At 66.3% G+C, this 23603-nt stretch carries 20 protein-coding genes; 10 read left to right on the top strand and 10 right to left on the bottom strand.

The window, feature by feature from the left end:
- Positions 1 to 152 precede the first annotated feature (152 nt).
- The 4 genes from htpG to FAS41_RS12965 all read right to left on the bottom strand — a co-directional run bounded on the left by htpG (position 153) and on the right by FAS41_RS12965 (position 4343).
- Positions 153 to 2051 carry a molecular chaperone HtpG gene (gene htpG / locus FAS41_RS12980; RefSeq protein WP_138522803.1) on the bottom strand — a complete coding sequence of 633 codons (1899 nt, stop codon included), beginning with the start codon at positions 2049 to 2051 and terminating at the stop codon, positions 153 to 155.
- Positions 2052 to 2181: 130 nt separating this feature from the next.
- A complete protein-coding gene (locus FAS41_RS12975; RefSeq protein WP_138522801.1) occupies positions 2182 to 3426 on the bottom strand; it encodes an MFS transporter in 1245 nt (414 codons plus the stop codon).
- A complete protein-coding gene (locus tag FAS41_RS12970; protein ID WP_138522799.1) occupies positions 3427 to 3873 on the bottom strand; it encodes a PaaI family thioesterase in 447 nt (148 codons plus the stop codon).
- Positions 3870 to 4343 (bottom strand): PaaI family thioesterase, encoded by a 474-nt coding sequence (locus FAS41_RS12965; RefSeq protein WP_138522797.1) that lies wholly within the window; start codon positions 4341 to 4343, stop codon positions 3870 to 3872. The genes FAS41_RS12970 and FAS41_RS12965 overlap by 4 nt, the downstream gene beginning before the upstream one ends.
- Positions 4344 to 4504: 161 nt before the next feature.
- Here FAS41_RS12965 and FAS41_RS12960 point away from each other — a divergent pair, with 161 nt between their 5' ends.
- Complete coding sequence (locus FAS41_RS12960; RefSeq protein ID WP_138522795.1) at positions 4505 to 4729, top strand: hypothetical protein; 225 nt, start codon at positions 4505 to 4507, stop codon at positions 4727 to 4729.
- Positions 4730 to 4795: 66 nt separating this feature from the next.
- Here FAS41_RS12960 and FAS41_RS12955 read toward each other — a convergent pair whose 3' ends face one another.
- Entirely contained in the window at positions 4796 to 5557 is a 762-nt protein-coding gene (locus FAS41_RS12955) for a DUF599 domain-containing protein (protein ID WP_138522793.1), read from the bottom strand.
- 261 nt (positions 5558 to 5818) lie between these two features.
- Here FAS41_RS12955 and FAS41_RS12950 point away from each other — a divergent pair, with 261 nt between their 5' ends.
- Entirely contained in the window at positions 5819 to 7399 is a 1581-nt protein-coding gene (locus FAS41_RS12950) for a bifunctional 3-(3-hydroxy-phenyl)propionate/3-hydroxycinnamic acid hydroxylase (protein ID WP_138522791.1), read from the top strand.
- 64 nt (positions 7400 to 7463) lie between these two features.
- Positions 7464 to 8111 carry a TetR/AcrR family transcriptional regulator gene (locus FAS41_RS12945; RefSeq protein ID WP_138522789.1) on the top strand — a complete coding sequence of 216 codons (648 nt, stop codon included), beginning with the start codon at positions 7464 to 7466 and terminating at the stop codon, positions 8109 to 8111.
- A 7-nt stretch (positions 8112 to 8118) separates the two neighbouring features.
- Here the strand turns inward: FAS41_RS12945 and FAS41_RS12940 are convergent, their stop codons facing one another.
- From FAS41_RS12940 to FAS41_RS12920, 5 genes are read right to left on the bottom strand one after another with little or no spacing between them, the layout of a single operon-like run.
- The gene (locus FAS41_RS12940; RefSeq protein ID WP_138522787.1) at positions 8119 to 9348 is read right to left on the bottom strand and encodes an NADH:flavin oxidoreductase/NADH oxidase family protein; all 1230 of its coding nucleotides are present in this window, start codon (positions 9346 to 9348) and stop codon (positions 8119 to 8121) included.
- Between the two features lie 30 nt (positions 9349 to 9378).
- On the bottom strand, positions 9379 to 10452 hold the full coding sequence (locus FAS41_RS12935) for an amidohydrolase family protein (RefSeq protein WP_138522785.1): 1074 nt from the start codon (positions 10450 to 10452) through the stop codon (positions 9379 to 9381).
- A gap of 30 nt (positions 10453 to 10482) precedes the next feature.
- Complete coding sequence (locus FAS41_RS12930; protein ID WP_138522783.1) at positions 10483 to 10863, bottom strand: hypothetical protein; 381 nt, start codon at positions 10861 to 10863, stop codon at positions 10483 to 10485.
- A gap of 2 nt (positions 10864 to 10865) precedes the next feature.
- On the bottom strand, positions 10866 to 12512 hold the full coding sequence (locus FAS41_RS12925) for an FAD-dependent monooxygenase (protein WP_138522781.1): 1647 nt from the start codon (positions 12510 to 12512) through the stop codon (positions 10866 to 10868).
- Complete coding sequence (locus tag FAS41_RS12920; protein WP_138522779.1) at positions 12509 to 14134, bottom strand: bifunctional 3-(3-hydroxy-phenyl)propionate/3-hydroxycinnamic acid hydroxylase; 1626 nt, start codon at positions 14132 to 14134, stop codon at positions 12509 to 12511. The genes FAS41_RS12925 and FAS41_RS12920 overlap by 4 nt, the downstream gene beginning before the upstream one ends.
- Before the next feature lie 263 nt (positions 14135 to 14397).
- Between FAS41_RS12920 and FAS41_RS12915 the strand changes: the two genes are divergently transcribed.
- The 7 genes from FAS41_RS12915 to FAS41_RS12885 all read left to right on the top strand — a co-directional run bounded on the left by FAS41_RS12915 (position 14398) and on the right by FAS41_RS12885 (position 23527).
- Entirely contained in the window at positions 14398 to 15012 is a 615-nt protein-coding gene (locus tag FAS41_RS12915) for a TetR/AcrR family transcriptional regulator (RefSeq protein ID WP_138522777.1), read from the top strand.
- A gap of 79 nt (positions 15013 to 15091) precedes the next feature.
- A complete protein-coding gene (locus FAS41_RS12910; protein ID WP_138522775.1) occupies positions 15092 to 16195 on the top strand; it encodes a VOC family protein in 1104 nt (367 codons plus the stop codon).
- 75 nt (positions 16196 to 16270) lie between these two features.
- The gene (locus tag FAS41_RS12905; protein WP_138522773.1) at positions 16271 to 17224 is read left to right on the top strand and encodes a fumarylacetoacetate hydrolase family protein; all 954 of its coding nucleotides are present in this window, start codon (positions 16271 to 16273) and stop codon (positions 17222 to 17224) included.
- Entirely contained in the window at positions 17224 to 19125 is a 1902-nt protein-coding gene (locus tag FAS41_RS12900; RefSeq protein ID WP_138522771.1) for an acyl-CoA synthetase, read from the top strand. The genes FAS41_RS12905 and FAS41_RS12900 overlap by 1 nt, the downstream gene beginning before the upstream one ends.
- 51 nt (positions 19126 to 19176) lie before the next feature.
- Complete coding sequence (locus FAS41_RS12895; protein WP_138522769.1) at positions 19177 to 20193, top strand: MBL fold metallo-hydrolase; 1017 nt, start codon at positions 19177 to 19179, stop codon at positions 20191 to 20193.
- A gap of 114 nt (positions 20194 to 20307) precedes the next feature.
- On the top strand, positions 20308 to 22158 hold the full coding sequence (locus tag FAS41_RS12890) for a DUF1302 domain-containing protein (RefSeq protein WP_138522767.1): 1851 nt from the start codon (positions 20308 to 20310) through the stop codon (positions 22156 to 22158).
- 13 nt (positions 22159 to 22171) lie between these two features.
- On the top strand, positions 22172 to 23527 hold the full coding sequence (locus tag FAS41_RS12885; RefSeq protein WP_138522765.1) for a DUF1329 domain-containing protein: 1356 nt from the start codon (positions 22172 to 22174) through the stop codon (positions 23525 to 23527).
- Positions 23528 to 23603: the final 76 nt, after the last annotated feature.

The following is a 23603-nucleotide window of genomic DNA, read 5'->3' as shown; positions in this document are numbered from 1 at the left end:
CAGAAGCTCGTGTCCGCGCCGAGTCAGCTTGCCAAGCAATCCATCGGTTGCATCGGCCTATCCTTGCATGGGGTCTTTGACATGCCTGTGCAATGAAAAACGCCACGACTTCAGCACTGAAATCGTGGCGTTTGTTCAAGCCTTCACAGGACTCAGGCGGAAAGCTCCACCAGCAGCTTGTTCAGGCGGCGCACATAGGCGGCCGGGTCCTTCAGGCTGTCCCCCGCGGCCAGGGCGGCCTGGTCGAAGAGGATGTGGGTCAGCTCGCCGAAGCGGTCTTCGTCGGCTTCCGCGTCGAGCTTCTCGATCAGCGGGTGGGCCGGGTTGAATTCGAAGATCGGCTTGGCTTCCGGCACCTTCTGCCCGCTGGCCTCGAGGATCTGCCGCATCTGCAGGCCCAGGTCCTGTTCGCCGATGGCGAGGATCGCCGGCGAATCGGTCAGGCGATGGGACACGCGCACCTCGGCGACTTCATCGCCCAGCGCGGCCTTCAGGCGCTCGGCCAGGCCCTCTTTGGCCTTGGCGATCTCTTCCTGGGCCTTCTTGTCCTCTTCGGAGTCCAGGCTGCCCAGGTCCAGGTCACCACGGGCGACGTCGACCAGCTGCTTGCCGTCGAACTCCGGCAGGTAGCTCATCAGCCACTCGTCGATGCGGTCGGTGAGCAGCAGCACTTCGATGCCTTTCTTGCGGAAGACTTCCAGGTGCGGGCTGTTCTTCACCTGGGCGAAGCTTTCGCCGGTGAGGTAGTAGATCTTGTCCTGGCCTTCCTTCAGGCGACCGATGTAGTCGGCCAGGGAAACGCTCTGCTCGCCGCTCTCGTCGCTGGTGGAAGAGAAACGCAGCAGGCCGGCGATCTTGTCCTTGTTGGCGAAGTCCTCGGCCGGGCCTTCCTTCAGCACCTGGCCGAAGTTCTTCCAGAAGCCCTTGTAGGCCTCGGCGTCGTTGCTCGCCAGCTTCTCCAGCATGTCCAGGGAGCGCTTGGTCAGCGCGGACTTCATCGAATCGACGATGGGGCCGGACTGCAGGATCTCGCGGGAGACGTTCAGCGACAGGTCGTTGGAGTCCACCACGCCCTTGATGAAGCGCAGGTACAGCGGCAGGAACTGGTCGGCCTGGTCCATGATGAACACGCGCTGCACGTACAGTTTCAGGCCGCGTGGGGCCTCGCGGTGGTACAGGTCGAACGGCGCGCGGGCCGGTACGTAGAGCAGCGAGGTGTACTCGAGCTTGCCCTCGACCTTGTTGTGGCTCCAGGTCAGCGGGTTCTCGAAGTCATGGGCGATGTGCTTGTAGAACTCCTGGTACTCCTCGTCCTTCACCTCGGTGCGCGGACGGGTCCAAAGGGCGCTGGCACGGTTGACCACTTCCCACTCGGTCTCGGCCGGGGCCTCTTCGCCAACCGACTCTTTCGGCAACTCGATGGGCAGCGCGATGTGGTCGGAGTACTTCTTGACGATGTTGCGCAGGCGCCAGCCGTCGGCGAACTCGTCCTCGCCGTCCTTCAGGTGCAGGACGATACGGGTGCCGCGCTCGGCCTTGTCGATGCTCGATACATCGAACTCGCCCTCGCCTTTCGACGACCAGTGCACGCCCTCGCTGGCCGGAGCACCGGCGCGGCGGGTGAACACGTCGACCTTGTCGGCAACGATGAAGGCACTGTAGAAGCCCACGCCGAACTGGCCGATCAGGTGGGAATCCTTCTTCTGGTCACCCGAGAGATTCTTCAGGAAGTCGGCGGTGCCGGACTTGGCGATGGTGCCCAGGTGCGCGATGACTTCCTCGCGGCTCATGCCGATGCCGTTGTCTTCGAGGGTGACGGTCTTGGCGTCCTTGTCGAAGCTCACACGGATTTTCAGCTCGGCGCCGCCTTCGAGCAGCTCCGGCTTGGCCAGGGCTTCGAAACGCAGCTTGTCGGCGGCGTCGGAAGCGTTGGAAATCAGTTCGCGAAGGAAGATTTCCTTGTTCGAATACAGGGAATGAATCATCAGGTGAAGCAGCTGCTTCACTTCGGTCTGGAAGCCCAGTGTTTCTTTTTGAGTCTCCGCGCTCATTGTTTCTCGCTCCGAGGATGACAAATGCCGCGTCATGCGGCCGATGTCAGCGAGATGGGGGCTTCCCGAACCAATTCAAGGGGTTGGAGAAAAATAGCCGGAGCCCAGGCGCCGGAGCACCGGCCAAAGGTCAGTGTGTCGGCAACTCGATCTCGGTGATTTCGCTGGGGCGCAGCGTGTAGCTGGCCTCGCCCGGCCCCTCGATAACCCGACGAATGACAACACGGCCGTCGGCATTCAGCCCGACGAAGACGCCCTCGGCGGTACGCCCGCGCTCGGTGGTCACGCGCATGCTGCGGTTGACGTAGCGCTGGGGGGCGGCCAACAGGCGCTCAAGGGACAGGTGGCCGCTTTCTTTCGCCAGCGGCGCCGAGGTGCTGACCGTGGCAGGAGAAGGAGTCTGAGACGGCACCGCGGAGGCGCTTGCCGCCTTCAATCGCGGATAGTGGTCGCCGTACACACCCCAGCCGCGCGTCGGGCTCTTCTCCAGCTTCACCTGCAGGTCCTGAGCCTGGCCGTCCATCTCGACGGTCAACGGGACCTCCTGGGAGGCTCGCTGGGTATCCAGGGTGGGCAGGCGGGTGATGGCGACGTCGCGCCGGGCGAAGCGGCGCTGCAGGTAGTCCTGCAATACGTAGCGCAGGGTATCACGGGAGTCGAAGCGGGGATCCACCTCGCCGTCACGGTAGCGCAGGCGGTCGGTGAAGACTTCGATGCTGCCCGACAACGTAGTCTGCATCTGGGCCGGCAGGACCAGGTGGAAGGCGCCCTCCATGCGGTTGGGCGCCTTGGGCGTCAGGTCCAGGTGCAGGCTGTAGCCGCGCTGCAGGCGCACGGCCTCGGGCAGATCCTGGCCCGGCGCGAGCCAGCTGACTTCGATTTCCGGCAGGCGGCCCTTGTCGTCGGGCAGCACGTCCAGCCGGACCGGGCCGCTGACCGGCGCGGCCAGGCGTACCTGGACTTCGCGGTGGGCGTAGAAGTCCTGCCCTTCGCGCAGGCTGAGCACACCATCGATGAACTCGGCCTGCTCGGGCACGAAGGGCTTGCCGTTGAGCTCACCGCGCAAGTCGATGGCCAGCTCCGGCTTCACCACCGGCTCCGGCTTGAGCCATTCCAGGCGGAAGATCGCTTCCAGGCGAGCACTGTCCTGGCTGGCCAGCATTGTCAGGCCGACCACCAGCGGAATGCAGCCCAGTCCACCGAGAGCGACGGCACTGCGGGCCTGGCGCCAGTGAATCAGGACGAACAGCAGCGCCAGCGGCGGCAGCAGGCTGGCAATTCCCCAGAACAGGCTGCGCTCGAAGGCGCGGGCGATCAGCCAGACGTACCCGGCGAGGATCAGCAGCAGGCCGAGCAGGATCAGCAGCGTATCCATTCAGGCGCCGTCGACCTTGAAGTGCGCGCGGGCGGTGGCAATGGGCTCTGTACGGGTGGTCTGCCAGGCGGTGATGGCGACGTTGGCCACGCGCCGGCCCTGGCGCCAGACCTGGCACTGCGCGTAGGTATCGCGGAAATGCCCGGCGCGCAGGTAATCGATGGAGAAATCGATGATCTTGGGCATGTGCGGGATGCCCATGAACATCAGCAGGTGCAGCAGCGCCGATTGCTCCATGAAGCCGGCGATCACGCCACCATGCAGGGCCGGCAGTGTTGGGTTGCCGATGTTGTCCGGGTTGGCCGGCAGGTGGAAGATGGCGTCGTCGCCCAGGCGCAGGCAGCGGATGCCCAGTAGCCGGGCGTAGGGAATCATCTCCAGCAGCGGATCGTAGTTCTTGCTCTCGTGCGCTGCACGCACCATCGCCTCGATGCTCACCGCGCTCATCCCTGGCCTCCATCGACGTCACGCTTCACAGTGCCGGCGGAAACCGCCTTGCCCATGCGCATGAAGGTGCCAACCACGTGGGCGATGGGCTCCGCGGGGTCGTCCTGGTAGGCGTAGCCGCGGGTAAAGATGATGTTCGGGGTGACCCGGTAGCACTCGGCGAACCCGTAGACGTCCTTGTGCGGCTGCGCCGGGTGCATGTAGTCGATGCGCAGGTCCAGGGTCGGGCAGATCTCGAATTGCGGCAGCACGCAGACCGTGGAGATGCCGCAAGTGGTATCCATCAGCGTGGTGATGGCGCCGCCGTGGATCACGCCGGTCTCCGGGTTGCCGACGATGGCTTCGCTGTAGGGAAGCCGCAGGGTCAGGCCGGAGGCGTCCGCCGCGTGTGCGCTGATGCCCAGCAACTGGCAGTGGCGCAGCGCCGACAGGAAGCGTTGGGCGCGCTCCAGGAGTGGGTTTTCGGACATGGGAGGGGTCGACCGATTGACTGCACGGGGCCGCATCATACCCCGTGCGTCGTCACTCCTGCAGTGATGGATTACAGGGCCTGCGGAATATTCGTTGAACTAATTCACACAACCCTGGCTCAAAGGGCTAACACCAGGAAAGCCGCACATGGAGGCTCCGCATGAAAAAAACCCTTCCCTTCGCTCTGCTGATCGTTGCCGGTCTCGGCCTTGCCGCCTGCGACAAGAAAGAAGAGCCGAAAGCGCCGGCCGCACCCGCCGCGACCGAGCAGCCGGCAACTCCGGCGCCGACCACCCCGCCGGCACCTGAAGCCTCCCCGGCTACTCCGGCTGCCCCGGCCACCGCGCCGCAGGAGCCCGCCGGCGACGAGCAGAAGCAGCAGTAACAGCGCTTTTGCCGCACAGAACAAGGCCCGCTGATTGCGGGCCTTGTCGTTTCTGTCGTTTGCCGGTCAGCCGCTGGGGGGAATGTCGTTGTCCCGTGGCGCGTCGCCCTGCAGCGTCGGCGTGTAAACCATCACGTGGAGCACGCTGGAGTGGAATTCACGCTGGTACAGCACGCCTACCACCCCCGCCGTCACCAGCATGAAGATCCACGGGTTGATGAACCAGGCCAGCATGGCCAGGGCGAAATAGTACGTCCGCAGGCCCTGGTTGAACTGGTGTGCCGCCAGCGACACCACGCGTGCTGCCCGTTCGGCGAAGGACTTGCGCTCCAGCTCACCGACGTTGCGCTCCCCTACCATGGGTGCGGAGCCGATCAGTACCGCTGCGAAGTTGTATTGGCGCATGCACCAGCTGAAGGTGAAGAAGGCATAGACGAACACCACCGCCAGGCAGAGCAGCTTCAGCTCCGAGAGGCCGCGGGTCGGTGGCGTGACGAAGGGCAGGTCGGCCAGCACGGAGATCGTGCGCTCCGCGGAGCCCAGCAGGGTAAGGATGCCCGCCAGGATGATCAGGGTGCTGGAAGCGAAGAACGAGGCGTTGCGCTCCAGGTTGCCGATCACGCTGGCGTCCGCTACGCGGTTGTCACGCAGCAGCACGCGACGCATCCAGTCCTGGCGATAGAGGTGCAGCACGCTGGCCAGGCACGCCGTGTCGCGGGCCTTGGTCTTGGCGTAGCGGGTGTAGCCGATCCAGCAGAAGACGAACCAGAGGATGGCGAGCAGATTCCAGAAATACTGGATGTCGAACAGGTCGACGACGTCGGTCATGGATTTCCTTGCGATTCGAGACGGAATGAAGTCAGTACGCAGCCGATAGACGCCAGATCCTACCCTCAAGACACGAATTACGCCGTCGAGAGCAGTGCATTCTCCAGCCTTACCCACCGCCCATATTGCCCAACCGGGGCCCGATCAGGCCAGATTGTCTCTGACTAAAAAACCAATATTGACGATAACGTCATTTTTGTTAGATTCCGCCTACCCGGATCAGCAGCATCCGGGCCCACTTTCTGGCTGCGGATCTCCCCCATGCATAACAACAATGAGCTCCTCCCCGAATCGGTCGATGTCCTGGTGATCGGCAATGGCCCGGTCGGCGCGACGCTGGCTTCCCTGCTGGGACGCTATGGCGTGGACGCCCTGGTGATCGACAAGGCCCACGACATCCTGCCCATGCCGCGCGCCATTGCCCTGGACAATGAAGCGCTGCGCATCCTCCAGCTCGCCGGTCTGGAGGAAGACGCGTTCGAAACCGTGGTCATCCCCCAGGTGAAGATGCACTGCCCCATCGTCGGCCAGTTCGGTCAGGCCAACACCAGTGGCCGCATCGATGGCCACCACAAACTGGTGACCTTCTATCAACCGGATCTCGAACAGGCGATGCGCCGGCAGGCCCGGCACTATGCAAACCTGCGCTGCCTGGGAGGCCTGGAGCTGAAGGACTTCACCCAGGACGGCGGCGGCGTCACCGCCACCCTGGTCGATGAAGCCGGCGTACAGCACCCGATACGCTGTCGCTATCTGGTCGGCGCGGACGGCGCGAGTTCGCGGGTGCGCGGGTTGATCGGCCAGGAGTTCAACGGCCAGAGCTACTCGGAGGACTGGCTGATCGTCGATGCCGGATCCCGCCAGGGGAAGGCCATCGACCACGTCGAATTCCTCTGCGACCACCGCCGACCGACGCCGCACATGCCCGCCCCCGGTGGCCGCGAGCGCTGGGAGTTCATGCTCCGCCCCGGCGAAACCCGCGACGAGATGGAAGACCAGGACCGCATCCGCGCCCTGCTCGCACCCTGGATCGAGCCGCAGCAGCTGACGATCGAGCGCCGGGCGGTCTATCGCTTCCACGCCCGCTGCTGCGAGCGCTTCCAGCAGGGACGGGTATTCCTCGTCGGCGACGCCGCGCACATTACCCCGCCCTTCGTCGGCCAGGGGTTGGTGGCCGGTTTGCGCGACGTCGCGAACCTGGCCTGGAAGCTCTCCTGGGTCCTGCAGGGCCGCGCCAAACCGCAGATACTCGACAGCTACGATCAGGAGCGCCGGCCCCACGCACGGGAGATGATCGACCTGGCCAAGCTCATGGGTCGCCTGGTCATGCCCGGCAATGCGCTGGCGGCAACACTGATCCACGGCCTGATGAAAACGCTGCGACTGATCCCGGCAGCACGACGGCACTTCGAGGAGCTGGACATCAAGCCCAAGCACCGCTTCCGCTGCGGCCTGTTCGTGCGCAGCGCGCGGCGTGCGCGGCTGGCCAGCGGCGGGCTGTTCCCCCAGGCCTGGGTACGCAATGCCGGGCGCATCTGCCTGAGCGACCAGTTGCTCGGCGACCGCCTGCAACTGGTCGGCCTGGGCACCGACCCGCGCCGCTGGCTCGACGCTGCGCAACAGCAGCAATGGCTGGAACTGGGCGGCAGCTTCCTGCAGATCGGCCATGCCCGCGACGACAGCCGCGCCGATCTCGCCGAAACCCTCGACGGCTCGTTGCTGGCGCCCTGGCCTGCCCCGACGCTGGCCGTGGTGCGCCCTGACCGCATCATCATGCACCAGGGCAGGCCCGAACAGGCCGCCGACCTGCTGCGCCATTGTCAGGCGCTGCTGCGGGCATGAGCGGGTACCGGTCGGCCATGGGCTTCCCGTATCATCGCCGCAGCTCCGCAGACGAATGACCGCCATGACCGACCGCCAGCCCCGCGAAGACGACAGCGAACCGCTCACCCGCGGCCACAAGAAGCGCGCACGCACCCGCCAGGGGCTGCTCGATGCGGCGCTGCGGGTGTTTGCCCGGCAGGACATCGCGGCCACGGTGTTCCAGGACCTGGCCGCCGAGGCGCAGGTCTCCACCGGCACTATCTACAACTACTTCAAGACGCGGGAGGAGCTGGCCGAGGCCGTGGGCATCTCACTGGCCAGCGACTTCTCCGAGACCATCAGCCAGCTCAGCTCCGGTATTTCCAGCGGTTCCCGGCGACTGGCCATCGGGGTACGCATGTTCGTCCTGCAAGCGCAGTCCGACCCGCAGTGGGCCAGTGCGCTGTTGCGGGTGATCCACTACGACCAGGCCATGCACTCGACGCTGGCCAACCACGTTCGCGAGGACCTGCGCGGCGGGCTGGCCGAGGGCGTGTTCAGCTATGCCAATGAAGACATTGCCCTGGACCTGGTGATCGCCTGCGCCACCGGTGCCATCCGCGCCAGCCTCGAGGGCCGGGCGCCGGAGGGCCAGGACATCCTGCTCGGCGAGATGATCCTTCGCGCCCTCGGCGCCACGCCCGCCAAGGCCGCGAAGATAGCCGCCCTGCCCTTGCCGCAGGGCGACTGAACGCCCATCAGGCCTGCGCGACCCAGCGCCGGTAGCGACGCGACAGCCTGCGCAGCTTCAGCTGATTGCCGATCAGCGCCAGCAGCGGCGACGTGCGAGGATTGGTCGGGCGTCCCTCGCTGAGCAGCGTCAGTTGCTTCTTCACCACCGACTGGGTCGCCACCGCGGCGAAGGCTTTGTTCTTCCAGGCCACGACTATCGGCTCGACCTGCGCACCCTCGCCCGCCTGCCAGCGCCGTGGCAGCGTCGGATCGACCGCCAGCGCCGTGGCCATGCCGATCATCGCCACCGGCCCCTGCAACGCGCGCTCGGCGACCTCACGCCGGCGAATGCCGCCAGTGACCATCAGCGGCATGCGCGCGGTCGCGGCGATGCGTTCGGCAAATTCGAGGAAGTAGGCCTCCCGCGCCAGCGTGCTGCCGTCGCGGGTCTGGCCCTGCATCGCCGGGCTTTCATAGCTGCCACCGGACAGCTCGACCAGGTCCACGCCCCGCTCGTTGAGCAGGCGCACCACGGCTTCGGCATCCTCCGCCGCGAAACCGCCACGCTGGAAGTCGGCGGAATTGAGCTTCACCGCCACGCAGAAGTCCGGCGCCACGCGCTCGCGGATCACCTCCACCGTACGCAACAGGATGCGTGCGCGATTCTCCAGGCTGCCGCCCCAGTCATCGTCGCGCCGGTTGCTCAGCGGCGAGAGGAACTGACTGAACAGATAGCCGTGCGCAGCGTGCACCTGTACGCCGGTGAAACCGGCACGCTCAGCCAGCACGGCGGCGTTCAGGTAGCGCTGGATCAGCCCGTCGATTTCCGCGCCGGACAACGCTCGCGGCTGGGCGAAGACGTTCTTCAGACCGGGAATATCCACGGCGATGGCCGAAGGCCCCAGGGCAGGTTGGCCGAGATCGGCCATCAGTTGGCGACCGGGGTGATTGATCTGCATCCAGGCCTGCGCGCCCTGGCTGCGACAGACCTCGGCCCAACGACGGAAACGCGGCAGCCGGCCGTCGTCCTCCAGCACCACCCCGGCCGGGCCGGTCAGAGCGCGGCGATCGACCATCACGTTACCGGTGATGATCAGCCCGGCGCCGCCTTCAGCCCAACGCTGGTAGAGGCGCAGCAAGGTATCGCCAGGGGCGTGGTCGGCATCGGCAAGGTTCTCTTCCATCGCCGCCTTGGCGATGCGGTTGCGGATCACCTGCCCGTTGGGCAGGCGCAATGGTTCGAACAGAGTGCTCATGAATTCGCTTCTCCGGTAGTGGGCCCTGGCTCAACGGCTGCGCACGCGCTCGACATAGGCGCCGAGAGGGCGGGTGAGGCTGCGTTTGATCCGGCTGGCGAACGACTCGCCGCTGTGGATCGGCGCGGGCACCACCTGCTCGCGGGCGTCCCGGTACTGCGGGAACAGGCTCAGCGCGTGGCCACGGTTGATCCCGTAGCGCTGCGTGTCCGACCACAGGGTGTTCTGCTCCAGCGTCTGGCAGGACAAGGTCGTGACCGGCGCCGGGGCGAAGGGGAAGTCGCTGCCGAAGAGAATCTGCGAGGGCTCCACCAGTTCCTTGAGCGCCGCCATGGAGTAACGCGACGGCGACAGCGCCGTGTCGAAGTAGAAGCGCCTGAGGTAGGTCATCACCCCTTGCGGGGCCTTGTCCTGGAACTGCGGCAGGGCGTTGGCCAAGGACACGCGCCAGGCCACGTAGGGCAGGAAACCGCCACCGTGGGCGAGGATCCAGCGGATGCGCGGGTACTTCTCCAGCGTGCCGGTGAGGATCAGGTTCACCGCCGCGCGGGTGGTGTCGCAGAGAAACTCGACCAGGAATCCCGGCGCGGCGATGCCGAGTTTCTCGCTGCTTTCGTGCATGTTCGGGTGGACGAAGACGATGGCCGCGCGGCGGTCCAGTTCGGCCATCAGTTCGTCGAAACACTCATCACCCAGGAACACGCCATCGGTACTGCCCAGCAGTACCACGCCTTCGGCCTTGAGTTCATCCAGGGCACGGATGGCCTCGCGGCAGGCAGCTTCGGTGAAGGGGGTGGGCAGCACGGCGAAGTTGCCGAAGCGCCCCGGATGATCACTACGCATCTGCGCGGCGAAGTCGTTGCAGCGCATCGCCAGCTCGCGGGCCTGCTCCACTCCCCCGCCGAAGTGCACGCCCGGCGCCGACAGCGAGGTAATGGCCGTCTGGATGCCGTTGAGGTCCATCACCTCGATGGACTTCTGAGGCGACCATTTCGGCAGCGGCGCACCGGCGACCCTATCCAGGCCCTTGTTCGCCATAACCTCGACGAAGGCCGGCGGGATGATGTGGTGGTGCACGTCGATTCGACCTTGTTGGATCGTCATGCTTGTTGTCCTTGTGTGATCCGTGAGGGGCTAGGCCGCCCGGGCGATCTTCATGGCTTCGTTGAACCACAGGGCCACCGCGAAGCGCCCCTGCAGCTGGCACTGCCCGCTTTCGACGGCGCGCAGCATGTCGGTTTCGTCGCGACTGAGCATCACCCGCAGCGCATCCGCACTGCGTTGCCAGTGCTGGATGAAGTCCGGCCGGCGGTGTTCGCCACGATGCAGGCTGAGCACTCCGCCACGCAGCTGGTAATAACCGCCGACCCCATCGGTGGTGCGAATCTGCAGCACGAACGAGTCCTCGTGGAGCAGTTCGCGCAGGCGCGCCGAGCGTCGTTCCGCCCGGCGCAGCAGCGGGATGGAGGCCAGCAGGAGCAGGCGCAGTTTCAGCGAATCGATGAACAGGCTCATGGTCAGCGGGCTCCGCGCAGACGGTTGAACAGCGAATAGCAATCGACCGGCAGGCTGTCGCCGCGCCAGCACACATGTTGGTCAGGCCGAACCAGCACGAAGCGCCGCTCGTAGAGGGTCGCCAGGTACTTCTCGTGGATCGGCAGCACGTTCAGCGGTACGCCGCACTCCTGCGCCGCCTCCTGCAGTGGTGCGCAGGCCTCGGCATCGGTGTCGAATGCCAGCAGGGTGTAGCCACCCAGTACAAGCTGATCGAAGAGCGCCGTGCCATCCTCGCGGAAAGCGCTGGGCAGGCGCGCGCCGGACCAGGTGGTGGGCGTGTAGCGAATTTCCTCATACGCCGGCTCGCTGGCGGTGTCCGCCTCGATCGCCGGCGAGCCGTGGTAGCGGTAGCCGATTTCCACACCCAGCGACTCGTAGAGCCGCGAAACCTTGCGCTCGAACTCGCGCCCGGCGGCCTCGCGCGCCGCCTCACCGGCTGCTCCCTGGGCGAGCAGCCCATCGTCGCGACGCATCTGCGCCTCGAAGGTCGCCGCCGCGCATTTCTTCACGTGGTCGCGGTTGCGCCGGGCCACGGGCAGGCGCTCCGCTTCGTAGCTTTCCAGCAGCCGCGGTCCGCCCCAGCCGGCCAGGCAGGCGGCGAGCTTCCAGGCCAGGTTGTGCGCCTCGGCGACCCCGGTGTTCATCCCCAGCCCGCCGGTAGGCATGAACTGGTGGGTGGCATCGCCGGCGATGAACACCCGCTGCCGGCCGAACGAGCGGGCCACCAGGAACTGCGGGCGCCAGGGGCCAGACTGGACGATCTCGTAGCTAAGCCGGGTACCGAGGGCGGCGTCCACCACGCTTTCCAGCGACTCGCCGGGACGCGGCGCAAAGGGCCGGTGCAGCACGTAGTCGTTGCGGCTGGCATCGGGCGACACCAGCAGGCCGGCGAAACCCGGCCGGGTCAGCCAGGTGTGCCAGTAGGGCTGGTTGTCCGGGAACAGCCTGGCGATCTCGTCGGAGCGCAGGTGGATGATGAACAGCTCGCCAACCAGGTCGCGGGTGCCGTCGTAATCGATATTGAGGAAGTTGCGCACGCGGCTGTTGGGCCCGTCGCAGCCTATCAGGTACTGGGCGAAGAACTGCTGCGCTTCGCCGCTATCCACTTCATGGGCCATCGCCACCACGCCGGTGGAACTCTGCTCGAAGCCATACAGGCGCCAGCCCATGCGCAATTCGATGTTCGGGTCGGCTTCCACCTCGGCCATCAGCACCGGCTCCAGGTGCATCTGCGCGATGCGCTGCATCGACTCCAATGGCAGGCTGCCGTCGCGGCAGGCGCGGATGGCCTGCTCGGCCTGGCTGACCGGCTGGTAGATCAGGTGACGATCGGACATCACGCTGTAGAACGGCCCGCTGGCCGAAGCCGCCATCGCCGAATACTGGTTGGCATCGACCGGGTTGCCCGCCGCGCGGATACGCTCGGCGAGGCCCAGCTGGCGGAAGATTTCCATCGAGCGGCAGTTCACCACGTCCAGCTTTGGGTGCGTGGTGGTCTGCCGACGATCGTTGAGCAGCACAGAGCGAATCCCCAGGCGACTGAGGTTCAGCGCCAGGGTCAGGCCGACCGGGCCGGCGCCGCTGATGAGAACGGGGGTGTCGATCATGCCGCCACTCCTTGGGGTTGATTGCTGTGGCGAACCAGCGAGAGGCCGGCGAGAAAGCGCTCGGCGACGCGACCCAGCTGGTCGGCGCGGCCGGCATCGAAGACATAGCGGTCGGGGCGGATCAGCACGAAGTCCATGTCGGCTTCGTCGAACCAGTCCTGCAACGCACCGGTAGGGTCGCCCAGTACCGGGCCGTCCGGGTCTTCGGCGAACTCCAGCACGCGCAGGCCCACCTGCTGCGCCAGGTGCTCCAGCTGGGCGCGCTGGGTGTCAAGGCAACCGCGTCGGGCGAGCAAGGCGAAGCCGTGGCCCAGCGCCTCGTCGAGCAGCACTCGCTCGCCCTCCTCGTCCCGCAACACTTTCGGCTGCAGGGCCAGGTGACCGGACAACCGGTGCCCCCAGCCACAGAAGCCGGCGGCCAGCGGCTTCTTGCGGTTGGCCTTGTCGGCGAACGCCTTGTTGGCGAATGGCAGCATGCCGGCGATGCGGAACAGCAGCCAGTCGCGCAGGAAGGCCACGCCGCGGTGGCGGGTCTGGATGACGTTGCCCAGGAACATCGCGCCATTGATGATTTCGCGCACGTGGGCCGAGCGCTCGGCCTCGTAGTCGTCGAACAGTTTTTCCCGCGCCGCGCCGCGCAGCACCATGTCCAGGCGCCAGCACAGGCTACTGGCATCGCGCACGCCCGAACACATGCCTTGACCGAGGAATGGCGGCATCTGGTGCGCCGAGTCGCCAGCCAGAATGATCCGGCCATTGCGCCAATCGTTGGCCCACAGGCCGTGGAACTTGTAGTAGGCGATACGGGTGATCTCGATCTTGTCGAGATCGACGAAGTCGCGCAGTTGCTGGCGCACCAGATAGGGGTCGGTGGCCTCGCGTTCGGACTTGCCGCCGGTGACCATGAACTGCCATTCGTAGTACGGGCCGGCCATCGGCACGTAGGTCACCGGCTGTGCCGGGTTGCACACCTGCGAGTGGTTCGCCGGCAGCAACGCATCCTTCTCACCGGAACGGGTTTTCGTGTCGACCACTACCCAGGCCTCGTCGAAATCGGCCGACTCCAGGCGCAGCCCGGCCTCGCGGCGGACGAAGCTCTTGCCGCCATCGCAGCCGATCAGGTAGCGCCCCTGGAACACGCGTGTGCTGCCGTCACGCTGCACGGCGGTGGCACGCACACCTTCGGCGTCCTGCTCGACGCCAGTGACACGGCAGCCATACACCGGGGTGACGTTGGGGTAACGCTTGAGGCCGTCGTGGAAATGTCGCTCCAGGGTCGGCTGGTGGAACCACCAGGCGCCGGGATGGCCGTAGCGGCGGTCCTGGCTGCCGATGCGCGAGCGGGTGACCGGCTTGCGCCCGGGACGCAGGATGATCTCCATGTCGGTGAACGATTCGCTGGTGCGGCCGATGTCGTCGGCCAGGCCGGCGAACTGGAAGATACGCATGATCTCATCGTCGAAGTGCACGGCACGCGGGGCGTAGTACAGGTCCTCGTCGCGCTCCAGGCCGACCACCGACCAGCCGTAGCGGCCCAGCAGATTGGCCAGCACCGCCCCGGTAGGGCCAAGGCCGACAATGATCACGTCACAGGTTGTCGTTGTTGTTGTGGACTCTTGCATTGCTTGCTCCAGGGGAAGACATCGCCGAATTATTTTGAACACCAGTGTTCAATTCAGTCAACTGGAGATCAATCTTGATCGGGTTTCACCCCAGAAACTCCCTGTCCAGAGCCTTTCCAAAGAGCCACCCAAGTACCCAAAAGGCGCGAGGGACGGGAGAAACCGAGGGAAAAGCAGCAGAAATGACGAGCAATAGACCCTGTTGACTTATTTTGAACGCACGTGTTCAATCACTCCACGCTTGACGTTGGAGCCGTCTTTTCATGGAAACCCTCAACCCCGTACAACGCCGCATCCACCAGGCCGCCCTGCGCCTGTTCGCCGAGAAAGGCGCCAGCCAGGTGAACATCAGCGACCTCGCCCAGGAAGCCGGTGTGGCACGGGGCACCATCTACAACAACCTGCAATCCATCGACGACCTCTTCCAGCACGTGGCCAGCCACCTGGCGGCAGAAATGCACCAGCGCGTGGTGAAGAGCTTCGGCGAGACCTCGGACCCGGCCCTGCGCCTGGCCAACGGCATCCGTTTCTTCATCCGCCGGGCCCACGAGGAGCCGCACTGGGGCGCCTTCATCAGCCGCTTCTCGATGAGCGACGAATCACTGCGCGGGATGTGGTTCGGCCCACCCACCGCCGATCTGCTCAGCGGGCTCGCCAACGGCCGCTACAGCTTCCGCCAGGAGCAGCTGCCGTCGGCGATCTCGATGATCGCCGGCGCCGTGCTCAGCTCCATGTTCCTGGTCCTGGAGGGCCACCGGGCCTGGCGTCAGGCCGGCAGCGACGCAGCGGAACTGACCCTGCGCGCGCTCGGCGTGGCGCCGGAGGAAGCACGCAGCCTGTCCACCGGTGAGCTGCCGATGCTGCCACCCGCAGACTGATCCACCCGAACCTGCCAACGCCCCTTTTCAGGGGCGATGGCGAAGCCTTGCCTGACGAAAGCCACGGAGAACAACAAGCATGAGCCGTCAGCCCCCTTCCACAAGTCAGCCCGTCGCCCTGGCCACGCCGCAGCCGGCGCGCCATCCGCAGCCGACGGTCAGGGCTCGGGCGCTCGCCCACCTGATCTTCGAGCGCCCGGACCTGGAGCAGGCCGAACGCTTTCTCGGCGACTTCGGCCTGACCCTGGCGCGCCGCGATGCCGACTGCCTGTACCTGCGCGGCACCGGCCCGGTGCCCTACTGCTATCGGGTGGAACGGGCGGCGCAGGCACGCTTTGTCGGCTTCGGCCTGGCCGTGGCATCACGTGAGGACCTGCAACGGCTGGCACACCTGCCGGGTGCATCAGCGATCCAGAAGCTGGGCACACCCGGCGGCGGCGAAAGCGTGAGCCTGCGTGACCCATCCGGCTTCATCGTCGAGGCGATCCACGGCCAACAGCCAGCCAGCGAATTGGCGCACCGCCCGCCGCTGCCACTGAACCAGGTCGACGAGGCGCCGCGAATCAACGCCACCCAGCGCCCGCCGGTGGCGCCGCCGGACATCATCAAGCTCGGCCACGTGGTACTCGAAGTGGCCGACTACCAGGCCACCTGCGCCTGGTACACCGAGCATTTCGGCTTCATCCCCAGCGACGTGCAGGTGCTGCCCGATGGCTCCCCGGCGGTGGCCTTCCTGCGCCTGGACCTGGGTGATACGCCCGCCGACCACCACACCCTGGCGCTGGCCCAGGGCTTCATGGCCGCCTACAGCCACAGCGCCTACGAAGTGGTGGATGCCGACGCCGTCGGCATGGGCCAGCGGGTACTGCGCGAGCGCGGCTGGAAGCATGCCTGGGGCATGGGCCGGCACATCCTCGGCAGCCAGATCTTCGACTACTGGCAGGACCCATGGGGCGACAAGCACGAGCACTACTGTGACGGCGACCTGTTCACCGCCGAGCGCCCCACCGGGCTGCACGGCGTCAGCCCCGAGGCCATGTCGCAGTGGGGCCAGCGCATGCCCAAGAGCTTCACCAAGCCGGCGATGAACCTGCAGAAGCTGCGCATCCTGCTGCACAACCTGCGGCACAGCCCGGACCTGACGCTGCGCAAGCTCATCACGCTGGCGCGGATGTTCGGCTAGGTCCGCAGTACAACAAAAAGCACAACAACAATCGCCGCCCCGACGCGGCCCACCGCAGTCCCAGGAGTCGCTCCCATGCCCGTGCACGTAGTCCGCTTCGAACACCAGAACGAAACCCGCTGGGGCGTGCTGCGCCAGGGGCGCATCAGCCCCCTGCCCGGCCGCTACGCCAGCACCGGGGAGCTGATCCGCCAGGTTGAGGTCGAGGAACTCACGAACGTGCACGGGGATGAATTGGCGTTGGACTCGGTGAAGCTGCTCTCGCCGATCACCCGCGACCAGCAGTTTGTCTGCCAGGGCGCTAACTACCGCCAGCACATGATCGAGTCGGGCATGGACCCGGACGCCAAGCACTTCAACATGATCTTCACCAAGGCACAGAGCTGCATCGTCGCCGCCGACAGCGACCTGATCAAACCGCGCCAGGTACGCTTCCTCGACTACGAGATCGAACTGGGCCTGGTGCTGCGCCGCGACATCACCGGCAAGGTGGCGGTGACCGACGCCAACCTGCATGAGTTCATCGCCGGCGTGGTGATCGTCAACGACTATTCGGCGCGCGACATCCAGATCCCGCAGATGCAGTTCTACAAGGGCAAGAGCTTCCGCACCTTCGGCCCGGTCGGCCCCTACCTGTGTCTGTTGCAGAAGAACGACATGCGCTACCTGAAGGAGCTGCAGCTGCGTCTGACGGTCAACGGTGAAGTACGCCAGAGCGACAGCACCGCCAACCTGGTGCACGGCCCGGCGGAGACCCTGAGCGAGCTGTCCGGCGTGCAGGATTTCGTCGCCGGCGACCTGATCGCCACCGGCACGCCGGCAGGCTGTGCGCTGTCGGTCCCCTCACCGGCCAAGCAGCGCATCGCCGCACTGCTGCCCGAGCACATCAAGTGGAAAGCCTTCCTCAAGACGCAGGCGGGGCGCAGCCAGTACCTCAAGGCCGGCGACCTGGTCGAGGCGAGCATCCGCAGCGCCGACGGCGTGATCGACCTGGGCGTGCAGCGCAACCGCGTGGTGGAGCAAGCCTGATGGCCGTGCAGACCCTCGCCGACATCCAGGCGCTGGAAAGCGTCCCGCTGGCCCGCCGCGAACTGCCCGCCAGCACCTACGAGGCCCTGCGTCGCTGCGCCGTGCAGCACGGCCAGGCGACGGCGCTGAGCTTCTTCCTCGAAGCCAGCAACTTCCGCCGTACCCACGACTGGACCTACGCCGAGCTGTTCGCCGACATCACCCGTGCCGCCAACGCCTTCCACCGGCTCGGTATCGGCCCGAAGGACGTGGTCGCCTTCCTCCTGCCGAACCTGCCGGAAACCCATTTCGTCATCTGGGGCGGTGAAGCCGCGGGCATCGTCCTGGCGATCAACCCGCTGCTGGAAGCCGCGCAGATCGGCGACCTGCTGCGCGCCGCCAATGCCCGGCTGGTGGTGACCCTGGCGCCGACACCCGGCAGCGACCTGTGGCCCAAGCTGGTCAGCCAGCTCGACAGCCTGCCCAGCGTGCGCGACGTGCTCTGGGTGAGCATGGCGCCTTACATCGGTACTGTGGCATCCCTGGCGGTGCGCTGGATGGCCCGACGAGAACGCGGGCGCCACCCGCGTCTGCGCATCCACGACCTGCGCCACCTGATGCGCCGCGAGAATGGCAAGCAGCTCAGCAGCGGCCGCGTGATCCGCGCGGAGGAGGCCTCTTCCTACTTCTGCACCGGCGGCACCACCGGTCTGCCGAAGATCGCCAAGCGCAGCCACGGCTCGGAAGTCTTCAACGCCTGGGCCATGGCCGCCAACCTGCAGCCGCGCCAGAGCGGCCAGGTGATCTTCTGCGGGCTGCCGCTGTTCCACGTCAACGGCCAGCTGGTGACCGGGCTGATGCCCTGGACCCATGGTGACCGGGTAATCATCGGCACGCCCCAGGGCTATCGCGGCGAAGGGGTCATCCCGGCCTTCTGGGCAATGGTCCAGCACTTCGGCATCAACTTCTTCTCCGGCGTGCCGACCGTCTATTCGGCGCTCCTGCAGCAACCTGTCGCCCACCATGACCTGTCCAGCCTGCAGTACGCATTGTGTGGCGCCGCGCCGATGCCGGTGGAGCTGTTCCGCGAGTTCGAACGCGTGGTCGGTGTGCGCATCCTCGAAGGCTACGGACTGACCGAAGGCGCCTGCGTCTCGTCGAGCAACCCGCCCGACGGCGAGCGCCCGATTGGCTCCATCGGCCTGCGCCTGGCCTACCAGGGTATGCGCGCGGTGATTCTCGACGACCACGGCGACTACCTGCGCGACGCCGAAGCCGACGAAGTCGGGGTGATCGCCATCCACGGCCCGAACGTCTTCCTCGGCTACCTCGAGGCCAGCCACAACAGGGGCCTCTGGATCGACATCGGCGGGCAGCGCTGGCTGAACACCGGCGACCTCGGGCGGCAGGACGCCCAGGGCTACTTCTGGCTCACCGGGCGCAAGAAGGAGCTGATCATCCGCGGTGGCCACAACATCGATCCGAAGCAGATCGAGGAGGCGCTGCAGGCCCACCCGGCAGTAGCGCTTGTGGCAGCGGTAGGCAGCCCCGATCCGCATGCCGGCGAGATTCCCGTGGCCTATGTGCAGCTCGCCGCCGGTCAGCGTGCCAACACTGCCGCGCTGCTGGACTTCGCCAACCAGCGGATCAGCGAACGCGCCGCGGTGCCCAAGCGCATCGAGATTCTCGACGCCCTGCCGGTGACGCCGGTGGGCAAGATCTTCAAGCCCGCGCTGCAGCAACGCGAGATCGCCCGGGTGATCCACCAGGAAGCGGACAACCAGGGCCTCGCCGGCATCACCGTGGAGGTGGTGCAGGACGCCCGTCGCGGGCTGGTGGCGCAGGTTCGCGCCGGCTCCGGGCGCGATGAACTGGCCCGCGCGCTGGGCCGCTACAGCTTCGCGGTGGACTGGCACGGCTGAGCCTGACCGCACCGCTCGCATCCAGAACAAGAACAAGATGAAGGAAGTGCCATGCGACCCCGACTGCCCCGAGCCCTTGCCCTGCTGCTCGTCCTCGCACTCCCCGGCTGCGAACGCATCCAGCACGCGGCCCTGGACGCGATGGTCAAGGACCACACCGACCAGTCCCTGATCCAGGGCGGCAACGCCATTCGCGTCATCCTCTGCGGTACCGGTACGCCGCAGGTCAACGCGACCCGCGGCCAGGCCTGCACTCTGGTGGCGGCCGGCGGCCGGCTGTTTCTCTTCGATGCCGGCGAAAACGCCATGCGCAACCTGGAGACCAGCCACGTCCCGATGCAGGCGCTGAACCAGGTGTTCATCACCCACTGGCACTCCGACCATTTCAACGGCCTGGGCGCGCTGATCAACCATAGCTGGATCTACGGCCGGCAGACGCCCTTCCTGGTCTATGGCCCACCCGGTGTCGAACAGGTCGTCGAGGGACTGGCCATGGTCTACGCCCAGGACGCCGGCTACCGCAGCGCCCATGCCCTGCCTCCGACCGACAAGCAGCTGGCGTTCGCCAAACCTCGCCGGGTTGAAATCGCCCAGGGACAGGAATCGGTGCGCGTCTATGACCAGGGCGGCGTGACCATCGATGCCTACCGCGTCGACCACCACCCGGTGGAGCCGGCCTACGGCTACGTGCTGCGCTACCAGGGCAGGAAGCTGTTCATCAGCGGCGACACCCGCGTCAGCGAGCGTTATCTCGAAGCCATGCGCGATGCCGACCTGGTGGTGCATGAGGCGATCAACGCCCACCTGGTCCGCGAGGGCGCCGCCGCGCTCGAACGCACCGGGCAGAAGGATCGCGGCGCGCAGGCCGTGCGCGTGCTCGACTACCACGCCGACACCCTGGAGCTGGCACGCCTGGCCCAGCGCGCCGGCGTGCGCCACCTGGTGCTCACCCACCTGATTCCCGCTCCGGACAACCTCCTCGCCCGGCGGATGTTCGTCAGCGGCATGGCCGATGAGTATTCGGGCGAGATCACGCTCGGGGAGGACGCCCTCGACCTGAGCCTCTAGCACCTCCACCCCACCACCTTCATCAACTGGCTCGCGCCTCGCGGGCCAGCGGGGAACCGCTGCGCCCGAAAAAGGGCCGGCAGACGACAGAACAACAACAAGAGGTCGTTTCAGATGAACCGCAGATCACCCGCCTTGCACCTGCTCGCACTTCCCGCCGCCATCGGACTGGCCCTTTACGGCGACGGCGCGCAGGCCTTCACCTTCTCCCTCGGCGAGATCGAGGGGCAGTTCGACTCCAGCCTGTCGGTCGGCGCCAGCTGGGCCATGCGCAACGCCGACGCCGGCCTGCTGCACAGCCACAGCTCCGACGACGGCAAGCGCAACTTCCGCGAGGGCGACACCTTCTCCAAGGTGTTCAAGGGCATCCACGACCTGGAGCTCAAGTACGGCGACTCCGGTGCCTTCGTCCGTGGCAAGTACTGGTACGACTTCAAGCTCAAGGACGAGCACCTGCACTTCAAGGACATCGACGACCACGGCCGCGAGGAAGGCGCCAAGGCCTCCGGCGCGGAGTTCCTCGATGCCTTCCTGTACCACAACTACAGCATCGGCGACCTGCCCGGCACCGTGCGCCTGGGCAAGCAGGTGGTGAGCTGGGGCGAGAGCACCTTCATCCAGGGCGGCATCAACGCCATCAACCCGATCGACGTCGCGGCGTTCCGCCGGCCCGGCTCGGAGATCAAGGAAGGGCTGATCCCGGTCAACATGTTCTACGTGTCGCAGAACTTCAGCGAGCACCTGTCCGCCGAGGCCTTCTACCAGCTGGAATGGCAGAAGACGGTGATCGATAACTGCGGCACCTTCTTCTCCACCACCGACGTGATGGCCGACGGCTGCAACGGCCTGGCGGCCGGCCCGGTGATCGACCAGAACCCGCTGGCGGTCCAGGCCCTGGCACCGGCCGGGATCAACCTGACCGACGAGGGCATCGTCATCCCCCGTGGCAAGGACCGCGAAGCGCGCGACGACGGCCAGTGGGGTGCCGCATTGCGCTGGTTCGCCCCGGAGCTGGACAGCGAGTTCGCCGGCTACTTCATCAACTACCACAGCCGCCAGCCCTACCTCAGCGTGCGCAGCGGCCCGCATGCCGCCGACCTGGGTTTCGCGCCGCAGCTGTGCGGCAACCTCGGCATACCCGACGCCCTCTGCGGCGCGGTGATCGGCAGCAGTGCCGGCCAACAGCTGACCCAGGCCTACCGGCTGGGCAGCGCCCAGTACTTTGCCGACTACCCCGAGGACATCCAGCTCTACGGCCTGAGCTTCAGCACCAGCCTGCCCACCGGCACTACCCTGGCCGGCGAGATCAGCTACCGGCCGAACATGCCGGTACAGATCAACCCGGTCGATCTGGTCACCGCGACCCTGGGCATCCCTGCGCTCACACCGGTCTACGGCGATGCTCCGGCACCGGCCAACGACGCGACGCTCAAGGGCTATCGGCGCAAGGAAGTGACCCAGGCACAGATCACCGCCACGCACTTCTTCGACCAGGTGATGGGCGCCGACCGCCTGACCCTGATCGGCGAGATCGGCGTCACCCATGTCGGCGGCCTGGGCGGCGACGACGAGCTGCGCTACGGCCGCAGCCCGGTGTTCGGCCAGGGCGCGCTTTACCCCGACAACAGCCTGTGCACCGGCAACAGCGTCACGCCGCAGTACTGCAACGACTCGGGCTTCGTCACCAGCACCGCCTGGGGCTACCAGACGCGGGCGATCTGGGAGTACGCCGACCTCATCGACGGCGCCACGGTACGGCCCAACCTGGCCTGGTCCCACGACGTCCACGGCTACGCCCCGGAGCCGGGCTTCAACCAGGGCGCGCGAGCGATCAGCGTCGGCGTCGATACCACCTACCTCAACACCTACAACCTGAGCCTTTCCTACACCAACTTCTTCGGCGGTAAGTACAACGTGAATACCGACCGGGACTTCCTTGCCCTGAGCCTTGGCGTGTCGTTCTAAGCGGAGAAACCCCATGAACAAGAAACTTGCGTGCGCTTCACTGCTGTTCCTGGCCCTGCCTTTCAACCTCCAGGCCGCCGTTCCCGAAGCGGAAGCGGCGAAACTGGGCAACGTCCTTACGCCCCTGGGCGCGGAGCGCGCCGGCAACGCCGACGGCAGCATTCCTGCCTGGGACGGCGGCCTGCCAGCCAATGCGGGCAGCCGCGGCGCCGACGGCCGCCTGAGCGATCCTTTCGCTGCCGACAAGCCGCTGTTCACCATCACCGCGCAGAACATGGCGCAGTACGCGGCGAACCTCACGCCCGGCCAGCAGGCGATGCTGCAGCGCTACCCCGACTACCACCTCAACGTGTACCCCGCGCACCGCTCGGCGACCTACCCGGCCGCCGTATTGCAGGCCGTGGCCGCCAATGCGCGGCATGCCAGCCTGGTCGAAGGCGGCAACGGCCTGAAGGACTTCCAGACAGCGATTCCCTTCCCCATTCCGCAGAGCGGCGTCGAGGCGCTGTGGAACCACATCACCCGCTATCGCGGTGGCAGCGCCCAGCGCCTGCACGTGCAGGCGACACCCACCGCCAACGGCACCTACACGCCGACCTACTTCCAACAGCAGTTCAGCTACCGCGACCAGCTCACCGACTACAGCCCGGACAAGGACAACAACGTCCTTTTCTACTACAAGCAACTGGTCACCGCACCGGCGCGCCTGGCAGGCGACGTCGTGCTGGTCCACGAGACCCTAGACCAGGTCCGCGAGCCGCGCATGGCCTGGGTCTACAACGCCGGCCAACGTCGCGTACGCCGTGCCCCGCAGATCGCCTACGACGGCCCCTACCCGGCCTCCGACGGCCTGCGCGTGGCGGACAACCTGGACATGTTCAACGGCGCGCCGGACCGCTACGACTGGAAGCTGCTGGGCAAGAAGGAAATCTATGTGCCGTACAACAGCTTCACCCTCGACTCCACCGCCCACCGCTATGACGACCTGGTCAAACCCGGCCATCTCAACCAGGAGCTGGTGCGCTACGAGAAACACCGCGTCTGGGAAGTCGAGGGCACCCTGCGCGCTGGCGAGCGGCACATCTATGCCCGCCGCGTGCTGTTCCTCGACGAGGATACCTGGCAGGCCGTGCTCGCCGACCACTACGACGGCCGCGGCACCCTCTGGCGCGTGGGCGAAAGCTTCATGACGCCGCTGTACGACAAGCAGATTCCCTGGCTGGGCGTGGAAGCGATCTACGACCTGATCAATGGCCGTTACCTCGTATCCGGCCTGACCAATCAGGAGAAGTCCCAGGTGGAGTTCGGCTTCAGGGCCAGCAGCGTCGACTACACCCCGACGGCGCTGAGGAACCAGGGCATACGCTGATTTTCAGCCAACCGGGTAAACCGACCTGCATGAAAAAGGCCGCCTTGTGGGCGGCCTTTTTCATACATAACAAATT

The sequence above is a fragment of the Pseudomonas nicosulfuronedens genome (assembly GCF_005877905.1).
GTDB lineage: Bacteria > Pseudomonadota > Gammaproteobacteria > Pseudomonadales > Pseudomonadaceae > Pseudomonas > Pseudomonas nicosulfuronedens.
This window is presented reverse-complemented; position numbering and strand designations above follow the sequence as displayed.